We start from the raw sequence: 12839 nt of genomic DNA on the forward strand, positions 1-12839 counted from the left end.
TTTGCACGGACTTAAGCGCATAAAAAAAGCCCGAAGCTAGCTTCGGGCTTTTTTTTAAAGTAAGAACAGACTCAAATTCGAACTCGAACTCATTCTACTTCGACCACTTCTTGTGAAGCTTCGGGCGGAACTGCATCGCCTTCGGAGAACTCAAGCTTAACTTGATCGTTTTCATCCAGATCGACCACAACCCGACCGCCACTGACTAATTTACCGAACAAGAGCTCATCCGCCAAGGCCTTGCGTATCATGTCCTGGATCAGGCGTGCCATCGGCCTAGCACCCATCAATGGATCAAAGCCTTTTTTACCGAGGAATTTACGCAGATTATCGGTAAACGTTGCTTCGACTTTTTTCTCATGCAACTGCTCTTCTAGCTGCATCAGGAACTTGTCGACGACGCGCAGAATAATCTCTTCGTCCAAGGCACGGAAGCTGATGATAGCATCGAGACGATTGCGGAATTCAGGCGTAAACATGCGCTTGATATCGACCATCTCATCGCCGGCTTCTTTATTGCTATTGAAACCGATAGAACGTTTTTGCAGACTTTCGGCACCGGCGTTGGTAGTCATAATGATGATGACATTGCGGAAGTCCGCCTTGCGACCATTATTATCGGTCAGGGTGCCGTGATCCATCACTTGCAACAAGATATTAAAGACATCGGGATGCGCTTTTTCTATCTCATCGAGTAACAGGACCGCATGCGGTTTCTTGTTAATTGCCTCAGTCAATAAACCACCCTGATCAAAGCCAACATAGCCTGGCGGCGCACCGATCAGACGGCTGACCGCATGCCGCTCCATGTATTCCGACATATCGAAGCGTATCAGCTCAATCCCTAAGGTAAAGGCTAATTGCTTGGCGACCTCAGTTTTGCCAACGCCGGTAGGACCGGAGAACAAGAAGGAACCTATTGGCTTATCGGTTTTACCCAAACCAGCACGCGCCATCTTGATCGATGAAGCCAGCGCTTCAATCGCAGGCTCTTGTCCAAATACGACGTTCTTCAAATCTCTATCGATAGTCTGCAACTTACTGCGATCATCCTGATTCACCGTTTGTGGCGGGATGCGGGCGATCTTGGCAATGATGTCTTCAATATCTGCTTTACCAATCGTTTTCTTTTGCTTGGACTTAGGCAAAATACGCTGAGCAGCACCAGCCTCATCGATCACATCAATCGCCTTATCTGGCAAATGACGGTCATTAATAAAGCGTGCCGACAATTCAGCAGCGGTGGTCAAAGCCGAGGCCGTGTATTTGACGTTGTGATGCTCTTCGAATTTAGACTTCAAGCCACGCAAAATCTGCACGGTTTGTTCGATGGTCGGCTCATTCACGTCAATTTTTTGGAAACGACGTGCCAAAGCGTGATCTTTTTCAAACACACCGCGATATTCAGTATAGGTAGTCGCCCCTATGCACTTGAGCTGCCCATTCGACAGTGCAGGCTTCAAGAGATTGGAGGCATCCAAGGTACCGCCAGAAGCCGAACCGGCACCGATGATGGTATGGATCTCATCAATAAACAAAATGCCGTTCGGCGTGTCTTTGAGCTGTTTCAAGACGCCTTTTAAGCGCAACTCAAAATCACCGCGATATTTGGTGCCAGCTAACAAGGCACCCATGTCGAGAGAATACACAACGGATTCTTGTAAGATATCAGGCACGGCATTTTGCGTAATTCTCCAGGCCAGACCTTCGGCAATGGCGGTCTTACCGACACCAGCCTCGCCGACCAGTAAAGGATTATTTTTACGCCTACGGCACAAAATCTGTATCACGCGTTCAACTTCGCTATCGCGACCGATCAAAGGATCAATGCGCCCTTCGGCCGCCGCTTTATTCAAGTTTTGGGTAAATTGATCCAGTGGGCTCTCTTTTGCCTGTGTTTCAGCTTGTGCATCGTCGACACCTTCGACTGATTTTTGCGGCTCGCTCAAATTATCTTTGCGCACGCCGTGCGAGATGAAGTTCACCACATCCAGGCGCGTCACGCCTTGCTGATGTAAGTAGTACACCGCATGCGAATCTTTTTCGCCGAAGATGGCGACCAGCACATTGGCGCCAGTCACTTCTTTTTTGCCGTTCGAGGCTGATTGCACGTGCATGATGGCGCGTTGTATTACACGCTGAAAGCCCAAGGTGGGCTGAGTATCAACCTCGCCAGTACCTTGCACAGTAGGCGTGTTATCACTGATGAAATTGCTCAGTAATTTACGCAGGTCTTCAATATTTACAGCGCAGGCGCGCATGACTTCGGCGGCAGAAGGGTTATCGAGCAGAGCCAGTAATAAATGCTCAACCGTGATAAATTCATACCGTGCCTGCCTGGCCTCAACAAAGGCCATATGCAGACTCACTTCTAATTCTTGCGCAATCATACTTCCTCCATCACACATTGCAGGGGGTGCCCTGCTTTACGGGCATGCGTTAAAACCAACTCGACTTTAGTCAAGGCAATATCTTTGGAATAGGTCCCACAGACGCCCTTGCCATCTCTATGTACCTTAAGCATGATTTGCATCGCGGTTTCTCTATCTTTATTAAAGTACTCCTGAATGATGGCAACCACAAATTCCATAGGCGTGTAGTCATCATTGAGGAGTGCCACCAGAAACATGGAAGGCGGCTTAAGCTTTTGCGCCTGCCGCTCCAGTATCGTACTGTTTTCGTGCTTGTTTCCCATACGTCTATTCTAGTACGTTGATTCAATCGAGAGGCAAATATTAAACGAATAAAAGAAGCATAATTTGATCTCTTTTCAAATGTTACGCGTTTTCTTCATTTTCCGCAGATGGAGCCTAAAACCCAGAGATCAAGTCTTATCATTAAGTAAAAATACAACAGTAATACATGTACCATCAAATACCAGCAAACTAAACTTGACTTTAGTTTTCATTCCGCCAAGAATGATATTTATTGACAAGTTTTAATAAATTATTGTCAATATGAAGTGAGCAATGAAGGGAGAGGTAGCAATTTGCTAGGTTTCTTGCTTTTACGGCTCGTGTGATTAGTTTATATTCGAAAGATGCATTATGGCAACAGGTACCGTAAAGTGGTTCAATGACTCCAAAGGCTTCGGCTTTATTACTCCGGATGACGGCGGCGAAGATTTGTTCGCACATTTTTCCGCAATCCAGATGAACGGCTTTAAGACACTCAAAGAAGGTCAAAAAGTTCAGTTCGAAGTAACGCAAGGCCCTAAAGGCAAGCAAGCTTCTAACATCCAAAATCCTTAATCTCATCGATCAGGTTTTGTTATAAAAGGCCTCGCAATTGCGAGGCCTTTTTTCATTCTATCAAGAATAGGATGTAAGCAAAACAGCTCCCGCCAAGCACACCTCAGAAAACGGCACTCCCGTAAAGCAATACTATAGCGGCAACACTCAGACAATTTCACCTAAAGCCTAATGGGGAAGTTTCGCTTTCTAGATATCCGAAGTACCCCTACAATTCGGGTAAGAATTTTTGCCTGCCGCTCAATTAATGAAATTACGCTCCAAAATAATCCTCTTTGCGATTACCCCGCTGCTGTTATCCTTCACAGCCATAGCTATCGCGGTATTTTATCAAGCGACTGTCCTAGCGCAACAGCAACGCAGCACGGTCGAGCAAGCCTATCTGGCCAGCAAAGAAGCTGAATTAAAACACTATGTATCTATGGGTAGCGCGTCTATCGCGCATTTATACAATGCGAAACAACAAGACGCTACCCAACAAGAGGAAGCAAAAAAAATTCTCGCCGCCCTCGCTTTTGGTGATGACGGGTATTTTTACATCTATGATTTGCAGGGAAAAAACCTGATGCACCCGCGCCGCCCCGATCTGGTTGAAAAGAACCTTTGGGACATGGTTGATCCGAATGGCAACTTCACCATACAAGAACTAATCGGCCGAGCGCATGCCGGCGGCGGCGCGATACGCTATTTATGGGAAAAACCATCAACAAAAAAAGTCGTTCCAAAATTAGGATACGTCATTAAGCTTGAACGTTGGGGCTGGGTACTTGGCACAGGCATCTACTTAGACGATGTGGATATGGCATTAAACCAGATAGACGTACAGGTCGCTAGCAACATACACCGCACCATGTTTTGGATTGCCGGGATCGCCATCACCAGCGCGATCCTGATTGCACTGTCGGGTCTGGCCCTGAATATCAGTGAGTCCCGCCTAGCGGAAGCCAAACTGAAAGTTCTGGCGCAAAGCGTAGTCCGCTCCCAGGAAGACGAGCGAGCCCGTTTATCGAGAGATCTACATGACGGACTCAGTCAACTTCTGGTCTCAATCAAATTACAGATCGAATCTGGCATAGCAAAGTTGGGGGAAAAAATATCAGCTTCGGATGCCGCGCACTTAGCGTTTACCCGTGCCACACTTCAAATTAATGATGCACTCAACGAAGTACGCAGAATCTCGCACGACTTGCGCCCTGCACTATTGGACGATCTCGGTTTAGTGGCCGCGTTTAAGCATCTCGCAAGTGAGTTTGAAAGTGCCAGCAAAATCTCACTGCAATTTGACTCGCTGGGCGATTTTCATATGATGAATGAAGCCGGCAGCACGGCGCTATATAGAGTCGCACAAGAAGCACTGACAAATATTCATAAGCACGCAAAAAACGCCAGCTTGGTCAGGCTGACATTAAGCTGCAATCAACACCAAGCCACGCTCACCATTGCCGACAACGGCAGCGGTTTTGATATTGCCAGCATCGTCAAACACCCCAAGCGCGGCATAGGTTTAAGCAATATGCGAGAGCGACTAGCGACAGTAAATGGTCAGTTAGATTTACAATCAGGCGCAGACGGCACCGAGCTCAAAGCATGCATCTATTTCAAAGACGCCTAATGAAACATTTAAGCAATATCAAGCTATTAATAATCGATGACCATCCACTAGTGCGCGATGGTCTCAGGGCCAGGCTAGAAAGCATAGCCCACTTCGAAATCGTGGGCGAAGCCGGCAACCAAGAGGATGCCTTACAATTGGCTTCGTCACTGGCTATCGATCTGATCTTAATGGATATTAATTTAGGTCGCTCCAGCGGGATTCAACTAACTGCCGAGTTTCTTAAACGGCATCCCCAGATATCCGTAATTATTTTATCCATGCATGACAAGGCCGAGTATGTAGCGCAGGCCATTGAAGCTGGCGCGAAGGCCTACGTCTTAAAAGATGCGCCTGCCGAAGAAATTATAAAAGCCATCAATAGCGTCGCCGCAGGCGCAAACTATTTTAGTTCAGGCATAAAACCTGTAGAAAGTGCGCTAAAGCCTAGCTCTACCCTGACAATGAGGGAGCAATGCATATTAGCGAGTATCGCCACCGGAAAATCAAACAAACACATCGCCAGAGAATTAAATCTTAGCGTTAGGACAGTAGAAACACATAGGCTCAATATCAAGCGAAAACTAAATATTGAAGGCCAGGCAGACCTGATTCGATATGCACTGGGTCAAGTACAACTTTAAAGAATCGTAAAATTTACGAACGAAAAAAAGCCGATTCCAGTCAAATGAAATCGGCTTTTGCAATTTTAAGAGAAACTGAATTCTCCTAAACTTAATTACATATTTTCTATCATGACATCGCCAAAACCTGAGCAAGAAACCTGTGTGGCACCTTCCATCAAGCGCGCGAAATCGTAAGTCACTTTTTTAACTGTGATCGCTTTTTCTGTTGAAGAGATCAGCAAATCAGCCGCTTCCAACCAGCCCATATGACGCAACATCATTTCCGCGGACAAGATCAATGAACCTGGGTTCACATAATCTTTACCCGCGTATTTAGGTGCCGTACCATGCGTTGCTTCAAACATCGCGATAGAGTCAGACAAGTTTGCGCCAGGTGCGATACCGATACCACCAACTTGCGCAGCCAAAGCATCAGAGATGTAATCACCATTCAAGTTCAAAGTAGCGATGACGCTGTATTCATTTGGACGCAACAAAATTTGCTGCAAGAATGCATCAGCAATAGAGTCTTTGACGATAATGTCTTTACCAGTCTTAGGATTCTTGAATTTGCACCATGGGCCGCCGTCGATCAATTCAGCGCCAAATTCTTTTTGTGCTAAAGCGTAGGCCCAATCACGGAAGCCACCTTCGGTGTACTTCATGATGTTACCTTTGTGAACGATAGTCACCGAAGGTTTATCATTGTCGATCGCATATTGTATCGCCTTACGTACCAGACGCTCGGTACCTTCGATAGAAACCGGTTTGATACCGATACCCGAAGTTTCTGGGAAACGAATCTTAGTAACGCCCATTTCTGTTTTCAAGAAAGCGATCAGTTTCTTAACTTGCTCCGAACCTTGCGCAAATTCGATACCGGCATAGATATCTTCTGAGTTTTCACGGAAGATCACCATGTCTGTCTTATGCGGCTCACGCACTGGCGACGGGACACCCTTAAAATAACGCACCGGACGCAAACAAACATACAGATCAAGTTCTTGACGCAAAGCGACGTTCAATGAACGGATCCCGCCGCCAACTGGCGTGGTCAATGGGCCTTTGATAGAAACAACGTAGTCTTTCAAGACACGCAAAGTTTCTTCAGGCAACCAGACATCTGGACCATAAACTTTGGTCGATTTCTCACCAGCGTAGATTTCCATCCAGCTAATTTTGCGCTTGCCCGCATAAGCTTTGGCAACTGCGGCATCTACTACCTTCATCATGACTGGGCTGATATCAACGCCAGTACCATCGCCTTCGATAAAAGGAATGATAGGATTATCTGGAACATTCAGTGAATAATCAGCATTGACGGTAATTTTTTTACCTTCAGCGGGAACTTTAATATGTTGGTACATCGTTTTCTCCGTAGATTCGGGTGATCAAGCGGGTCGCGCTTTTCTCAAAATATGTCTAGTCTGGACTTTTTAGAGTAAACTCTTTAAAAAATAAACTCTTATATAAGACAGAAGACCACCATTTCGCATTATGCACTAGTATTTTACTAGATGCCATAATTTTACGACACTAGCGTTTTATGCAAGCCTCATACAATACACCAATGAAATTGATATTACTCAATAAACCATACAATGTGATGTGTCAATTTTCGGACCATCCAAGCCGCCAGACACTCGCCAACTATATCAACATCCCCGGCGTGTATCCAGCTGGTCGGCTCGACGCAGACAGTGAAGGCCTAGTATTGCTGACCGATGATGGACAACTACAGCATAGCATCAGCCATCCAGATCACAAGCAAGCAAAAACCTATTTGGTTCAAGTAGAGGGCACACCCACTGTCGCGCAGCTCAAGCTATTGTCGCATCCCATCAACTTAGGCGACTTCACCACAAAAGCTTGCATAGTTAAACACATCAATACGCCAGAGTGGCTTTGGCTGCGCGACCCACCAATACGCCAAAGGGCCGAGATCCCCACCAGTTGGCTCTGCATAATTCTTTCTGAAGGAAAAAACCGCCAGGTAAGACGCATGACGGCAGCCGCAGGCTTACCGACATTAAGACTGATACGCAGCGCGATAGGAAATTTTTCTTTGGAAACGCATCCCTTGTTGCCCGGGGAGTGGATGGAAGTACAGATGTAGAAAAAACGGCGCCCCACATTCGCTAGCCCCCATACATACGCTACTGCGTAGTACACTAGTGTGCCTATCTTTCCTTCAACTCTAAAATGCAATCAAAAATGATCATGCAAAGTATTTTCACTCGGTTTATAGCGCTAAGCGCGATCGTCCTAAGCAGCACCTCATTTTCTTACGCCCAGGCTAAATCGGCAAACGTGCAACTATCTGCCGGTATTTATGTGATACACGCAGAAGTGGCAGCAACCGATGCCGAGCGTCAACAAGGTTTGATGATGCGCACTAAACTGGCCAGCAATGAGGGCATGGTATTTGATTTTGGAGCGCCTGCAGGCGTCTGCATGTGGATGAAGAATACGCTAATCCCCTTATCTGTGGCGTTTATCGACACCGAAGGGAAAATCGTTAACATTGAGGACATGCAACCTGAAACCACCGACTCCCATTGTGCAAAAAAAGTGGTGCGCTATGCATTGGAGATGAATCAAGGCTGGTTTAAACAGAAAAATATTAAATCCGGCAGCAAAATAGAAGGTCTGCCACTACGTCCATAATAGCAAGAATGCAGGCACTGAAAACAGTGACTGCATAGATCAACATTGCGCACGCCAGACTCGCGGAAAAACAAAAAAGCCACGATAAATCGCGGCTTTTTTTTACATCTTAAAGATTAAATTTAAGCGCTTGATACAGGCAATGCCTATTCGATACGCTTAAAAATCTATTAAGCTGCCAATGCTTTAATCGCAGCAGACAAACGGCTCTTATGGCGAGCTGCTTTGTTCTTGTGGATAATTTTTTTATCAGCGATACGATCTAAAGTAGAGATCGAATTTTGATAGATAACAGCTGCAGCAGCTTTGTCACCGGCTTCGATTGCCTTACGAACAGCTTTGATTGCTGTACGCAGAGTCGAACGCTGGCTAGAATTGTGCGCGTTTTGTTTTACTGCTTGACGAGCACGCTTGCGTGCTTGTGCGGTATTTGCCATGAGATTTCCTAAACGTGGTCAAAGCGACGGGTTCAAAGTGACCTCACAAGATTGCCACGCCGCATAATTTCTTTACAGCTTTGCAGTATAACTTCTTTTATTTACATTAGCAAGCAACTGCAAGCTTTTGTAAAAAAGCACGCTCCCGACTTAGCTAAACTGTTGTATAAGACACCGATACTATCCGCTGTTGCCCCCTATCCCGGCAACCAAGCTTGCTAACTTTATGTATTTTTTATGTGGAGCATTTTTATGACCTCTCCTTTTATATTATCAGGGGCACATGTACAACTGGAACCCCTGAGCCAGGGTCACCTGAGTGCCATTCAGGCGGCCGCCTGTGACGGCGAGTTATGGAAACTATTTTTTACCACTGTGCCCTCGCCTGAGAATACCCAGCTTTGGTTAGACACCGCACTTGACATGCAAAAACAGGAAAAGGCGATTCCCTTTGCAGTACGTAGTCTGTTCAACGGAGAGATTATAGGCAGCACACGTTACTGCAATATCGACCATAATAATAAGCGCTTGGAAATTGGTTATACATGGTACGCAAAAAGTGTACAGAGAAGCGCAGTCAATACCGAGTGCAAATTACTTTTATTAAGCCACGCCTTTGAAGTATCTGAATGTAACGCGGTAGAATTTCGCACCGATTGGTTTAATCGCGTTTCGCAGACCGCAATAGAACGACTGGGCGCCAAGCGTGACGGCGTGCTACGCAATCATACAATCTTGCCAGATGGCCGGGTGCGCGACACTGTGGTGTACAGCATACTGAAAAATGAATGGCCAGGCGTCAAGAAAAACTTGCAGTTCATGCTAAACCAATACCCTAAATAATCTATAGATGTAGGAGCTTAAGTGCTAATCGATTTCTTCTTCACTCTGAAAGACGCAAAAATTCCTGTTTCCATCAAGGAATTTCTGACGCTGCTAGAGGCCATGGAAAAAGGCCTGATCAGCATGTCTATGGATAATTTTTATTACCTATCCAGGACTATCATGGTCAAGGATGAGGCGCATTACGACAAATTTGATCGCGCATTCGGCCTATATTTCAAGGGCATAGAGACTATTTTTGAAAAAAATCCTGAAATTCCACTGGAGTGGCTCAGCCAACGCATGATGCGTGAACTCAGTGACGAGCAACGCGCCGCCTTAGAAAAATTCGGCTACGATAAATTAATGGACCGGTTGCAAGAACTACTCAAAGAGCAAAAAGAACGACATGAAGGTGGCAGCAAATGGATAGGCACCGGCGGCACCTCTCCTTTTGGCAACGGAGGAACCAATCCCGAGGGAGTGCGCATAGGCGGCAAAGGTGGCAATCGCACCGCAGTCAAAGTGTGGGAAGCGCGCGCGTATAAAGATTACGATGCAGAGCGCGAACTGGGCACACGCAATATCAAGGTGGCATTGCGGCGCTTACGCAAATTTGCGCGTCTAGGCGCACAAGAAGAACTGGCACTGGACGCCACCATCAAGGCGACCGCAAATAATGCCGGCTACCTGGATATCAAAATGCAGGCCGAGCGCAAAAACAATATCAAGGTCCTGATGCTGCTCGACGTAGGCGGCACCATGGACGATCATATAGCGCGAACCGAAGAATTGTTTTCCGCCGCCAAAACCGAATTTAAAAATATGGAGTTTTTTTACTTCCATAACTGTGTCTACGATTATTTATGGAAAAACAACCAGCGCCGCCACGCTGAAAAATCCCCGACCTGGGATGTCTTGCGTAAATACCCGCCCGATACCAAGGTGATTTTTGTTGGCGACGCCACCATGAGCCCCTATGAAATTTTGCAGCCTGGTGGCTCGGTTGAATACAATAATGAAGAAGCCGGTGCCACCTGGCTGCAACGCTTTACCTCTAGCTTCCCCAAATTCATTTGGCTCAATCCCGAGCCTGAGGGCTTATGGCAATACCGGCAATCGGTTTCGGTGATACGACAAATCATGAATAACCGCATGTTTCCGGTAACGATAGAGGGATTGGAGCGCGGCATGCGACTATTAAGCAAATGAAGCCATCCTACAAAGCTGCATACACTGTATATAAAACCAGCTAAAGGCAACTAAAGCTAACAATTACAGCTACAATAGGCAAATTTTTCCAACTGCACCAAGCTGGTCTAAAAATACAAGTAGCAAATGTTTTTCCTGCATTTGCTAGCAGTCACTAAGACCTATCATTTTAAAAAATATTTTTGCCAATTCTTTTAGACTCATCGCATGGCCACTAAAAAAACCTCTCTCCCATCCGACTATAGCGAATCATCCATCCGAGTCCTTAAAGGCCTGGAGCCGGTCAAACAAAGGCCGGGCATGTACACCCGCACCGAAAATCCACTGCACATTATTCAAGAGGTGATCGACAATGCCTCGGATGAAGCGCTGGGTGGGCATTGCAAGAATATGCACATCACCGTCAATGCCGATGGCAGTATTACTGTCGAAGATGACGGTCGAGGTATTCCGGTCGGTCTACATCCGGAGGAACAAGTTCCAACCGTAGAGATAGTCTTCACACGCTTACATGCGGGCGGAAAATTCGATAAGGGTTCAGGCGGCGCCTATGCGTTTTCGGGCGGCTTGCATGGCGTCGGCGTATCGGTCACGAATGCGCTCTCCAAGCGCTTAGAGATCACGGTATGGCGCGAAGCGGGTATCCATAAACTCACCTTCGCCGATGGCGACGTCATCGAACCTTTAACTAGCGTGCCGCAGACCCGTGGCGACAAAAAGAATGGCACCCGCGTTAGCATCTGGCCAGACCCTAAGTATTTTGACTCACCCAATATTTCACAAACAGAGCTGCAGCGTTTGTTGCGCTCCAAGGCGGTCTTGTTACCGGGCGTCAAAGTCACACTCAGCATAGAAAAAACCGGCGAGAGCCAAACCTGGCAGTACGATCAAGGCTTACGCGGCTATCTGACCGAGTCGCTGGCGCAATCCTCGCACGGTGAACCCCTGATACCTTTGTTCGAAGGCGAACAATTCTCAAATGGCGACACCGACGGCTTTGCCGAAGGCGAAGGCGCCAGTTGGGTAGTGGCATGGACAGAAGAAGGCGCGGTAGTGCGCGAATCCTTCGTCAATCTAATCCCCACCACAGCGGGCGGCACGCACGAGTCCGGTTTGCGCGAAGGCCTGTATGGCGCTGTCAAAGGCTTCGTCGAGATGCACTCACTGCTACCGAAAGGCGTTAAGCTATTGCCGGAAGATGTCTTCGCACGAGTCTCTTTTGTGCTCTCTGCCAAGGTCTTGGATCCGCAATTTCAGGGCCAAATTAAAGAACGTTTAAACTCGCGCGACGCCGTCAAACTGGTCTCTAGCTTTACCAAACCACCGTTAGAGCTGTGGCTCAATTCGCATGTCGATTATGGCAAAAAACTCGCTGAGCTAGTCATCAAGCAAGCGCAGTCGCGCTTACGTTCGCTGCAAAAAGTCGAGAAGAAAAAATCTTCGGGTGTGGCGGTATTACCGGGCAAACTGACCGATTGCGAATCTAGCGACATCACCCGCAACGAATTATTTTTGGTCGAAGGTGACTCAGCCGGCGGCTCAGCCAAAATGGGGCGCGACAAAGAGTTTCAGGCGATACTGCCGCTGCGCGGAAAAGTGTTGAACTCCTGGGAATCTGAGCGCGATCGCTTGTTCGCCAACAACGAAATCCATGACATCGCAGTAGCGATCGGCGTCGATCCGCACAGCATGAAAGACAATCCGGACATCTCCAATCTGCGCTACGGAAAAATCTGCATACTCTCAGATGCGGACGTCGATGGCTCGCATATTCAGGTGTTGTTGCTGACGCTGTTTTTCAAACATTTTCCGCAGTTGATAGCGCGCGGTCACATCTGTGTGGCGCGCCCTCCTCTGTTCCGAGTCGATGCACCAGCGCGCGGCAAGAAGCCAGCGCAAAAAATCTACGCGCTAGACCAGGGTGAACTAACCGCGATAGAAGACAAATTGCGTAAAGATGGTGTCAAAGAAGGCGCTTGGGCGATCTCGCGCTTTAAAGGTCTCGGTGAAATGAATGCGGTGCAGTTGTGGGACACCACTATGAATCCGGATACCCGTCGTCTGCTGCCAGTGGCGCTGGGCGAATTTGATCAAGAGTTTTCTGAGGCGCGCTTCAATATGCTGATGGGCAAAGGCGAAGCGGCAGCACGCCGTGCCTGGCTGGAAGAGCATGGCAATGAAGTGGAAGCCGACATCTAATTCCATGTCTAAATCATCCGTGCACTTTGTCGGC

At 47.3% G+C, this 12839-nt stretch carries 12 protein-coding genes; 8 read left to right on the forward strand and 4 right to left on the reverse strand.

Annotated features, from left to right (window positions below):
- Positions 1-89: 89 nt before the first annotated feature.
- Complete coding sequence (gene clpA / locus ACO0K8_RS06270; RefSeq protein ID WP_422945758.1) at positions 90-2390, reverse strand: ATP-dependent Clp protease ATP-binding subunit ClpA; 2301 nt, start codon at positions 2388-2390, stop codon at positions 90-92.
- Positions 2387-2695 carry an ATP-dependent Clp protease adapter ClpS gene (clpS, locus tag ACO0K8_RS06275; RefSeq protein ID WP_126129051.1) on the reverse strand — a complete coding sequence of 103 codons (309 nt, stop codon included), beginning with the start codon at positions 2693-2695 and terminating at the stop codon, positions 2387-2389. The genes clpA and clpS overlap by 4 nt, the downstream gene beginning before the upstream one ends.
- 352 nt (positions 2696-3047) lie before the next feature.
- On the opposite strand from clpS, the gene cspE reads away from it, so the two are divergent.
- From cspE to ACO0K8_RS06290, 3 genes are all read left to right on the forward strand, one after another.
- Positions 3048-3251, forward strand: coding sequence for a transcription antiterminator/RNA stability regulator CspE (cspE, locus tag ACO0K8_RS06280; RefSeq protein ID WP_126129050.1), 204 nt, complete (start codon positions 3048-3050; stop codon positions 3249-3251).
- 247 nt (positions 3252-3498) lie between these two features.
- Positions 3499-4863 carry a cache domain-containing protein gene (locus ACO0K8_RS06285; RefSeq protein WP_422945760.1) on the forward strand — a complete coding sequence of 455 codons (1365 nt, stop codon included), beginning with the start codon at positions 3499-3501 and terminating at the stop codon, positions 4861-4863.
- Positions 4863-5486 (forward strand): response regulator, encoded by a 624-nt coding sequence (locus ACO0K8_RS06290; RefSeq protein ID WP_422945761.1) that lies wholly within the window; start codon positions 4863-4865, stop codon positions 5484-5486. The genes ACO0K8_RS06285 and ACO0K8_RS06290 overlap by 1 nt, the downstream gene beginning before the upstream one ends.
- 95 nt (positions 5487-5581) lie before the next feature.
- Here ACO0K8_RS06290 and icd read toward each other — a convergent pair whose 3' ends face one another.
- Positions 5582-6835, reverse strand: coding sequence for an NADP-dependent isocitrate dehydrogenase (gene icd, locus ACO0K8_RS06295; protein ID WP_126129047.1), 1254 nt, complete (start codon positions 6833-6835; stop codon positions 5582-5584).
- Positions 6836-7038: 203 nt separating this feature from the next.
- Between icd and ACO0K8_RS06300 the strand changes: the two genes are divergently transcribed.
- Both ACO0K8_RS06300 and ACO0K8_RS06305 read left to right on the forward strand, forming a co-directional pair.
- Positions 7039-7584 (forward strand): pseudouridine synthase, encoded by a 546-nt coding sequence (locus ACO0K8_RS06300; protein ID WP_422945763.1) that lies wholly within the window; start codon positions 7039-7041, stop codon positions 7582-7584.
- A 104-nt stretch (positions 7585-7688) separates the two neighbouring features.
- Positions 7689-8135: a DUF192 domain-containing protein gene (locus ACO0K8_RS06305; protein WP_422945764.1), complete on the forward strand. Its 447-nt coding sequence runs from the start codon at positions 7689-7691 to the stop codon at positions 8133-8135.
- A gap of 170 nt (positions 8136-8305) precedes the next feature.
- On the opposite strand, the gene rpsT is transcribed toward ACO0K8_RS06305, so the two are convergent.
- On the reverse strand, positions 8306-8572 hold the full coding sequence (gene rpsT, locus ACO0K8_RS06310) for a 30S ribosomal protein S20 (RefSeq protein WP_422945766.1): 267 nt from the start codon (positions 8570-8572) through the stop codon (positions 8306-8308).
- Between the two features lie 252 nt (positions 8573-8824).
- Between rpsT and ACO0K8_RS06315 the strand changes: the two genes are divergently transcribed.
- The 3 genes from ACO0K8_RS06315 to ACO0K8_RS06325 all read left to right on the forward strand — a co-directional run bounded on the left by ACO0K8_RS06315 (position 8825) and on the right by ACO0K8_RS06325 (position 12805).
- Complete coding sequence (locus ACO0K8_RS06315) at positions 8825-9415, forward strand: GNAT family N-acetyltransferase (RefSeq protein ID WP_422945767.1); 591 nt, start codon at positions 8825-8827, stop codon at positions 9413-9415.
- 21 nt (positions 9416-9436) lie between these two features.
- Positions 9437-10606 carry a vWA domain-containing protein gene (locus ACO0K8_RS06320; RefSeq protein ID WP_422945768.1) on the forward strand — a complete coding sequence of 390 codons (1170 nt, stop codon included), beginning with the start codon at positions 9437-9439 and terminating at the stop codon, positions 10604-10606.
- A 207-nt stretch (positions 10607-10813) separates the two neighbouring features.
- Positions 10814-12805 (forward strand): DNA topoisomerase IV subunit B, encoded by a 1992-nt coding sequence (locus ACO0K8_RS06325; protein ID WP_422945769.1) that lies wholly within the window; start codon positions 10814-10816, stop codon positions 12803-12805.
- Positions 12806-12839: the final 34 nt, after the last annotated feature.

Source organism: Undibacterium sp. Ren11W (genome assembly GCF_049340485.1).
GTDB lineage: Bacteria > Pseudomonadota > Gammaproteobacteria > Burkholderiales > Burkholderiaceae_D > Undibacterium.

Bases quoted from the DNA above. Each gene is read 5' to 3' on its own strand.
- clpA (WP_422945758.1), bottom strand. From the start codon at position 2,390: ATGATTGCGCAAGAATTAGAAGTGAGTCTGCATATGGCCTTTGTTGAG.
- clpS (WP_126129051.1), bottom strand. From the start codon at position 2,695: ATGGGAAACAAGCACGAAAACAGTACGATACTGGAGCGGCAGGCGCAA.
- cspE (WP_126129050.1), top strand. From the start codon at position 3,048: ATGGCAACAGGTACCGTAAAGTGGTTCAATGACTCCAAAGGCTTCGGC.
- ACO0K8_RS06285 (WP_422945760.1), top strand. From the start codon at position 3,499: ATGAAATTACGCTCCAAAATAATCCTCTTTGCGATTACCCCGCTGCTG.
- ACO0K8_RS06290 (WP_422945761.1), top strand. From the start codon at position 4,863: ATGAAACATTTAAGCAATATCAAGCTATTAATAATCGATGACCATCCA.
- icd (WP_126129047.1), bottom strand. From the start codon at position 6,835: ATGTACCAACATATTAAAGTTCCCGCTGAAGGTAAAAAAATTACCGTC.
- ACO0K8_RS06300 (WP_422945763.1), top strand. From the start codon at position 7,039: ATGAAATTGATATTACTCAATAAACCATACAATGTGATGTGTCAATTT.
- ACO0K8_RS06305 (WP_422945764.1), top strand. From the start codon at position 7,689: ATGCAAAGTATTTTCACTCGGTTTATAGCGCTAAGCGCGATCGTCCTA.
- rpsT (WP_422945766.1), bottom strand. From the start codon at position 8,572: ATGGCAAATACCGCACAAGCACGCAAGCGTGCTCGTCAAGCAGTAAAA.
- ACO0K8_RS06315 (WP_422945767.1), top strand. From the start codon at position 8,825: ATGACCTCTCCTTTTATATTATCAGGGGCACATGTACAACTGGAACCC.
- ACO0K8_RS06325 (WP_422945769.1), top strand. From the start codon at position 10,814: ATGGCCACTAAAAAAACCTCTCTCCCATCCGACTATAGCGAATCATCC.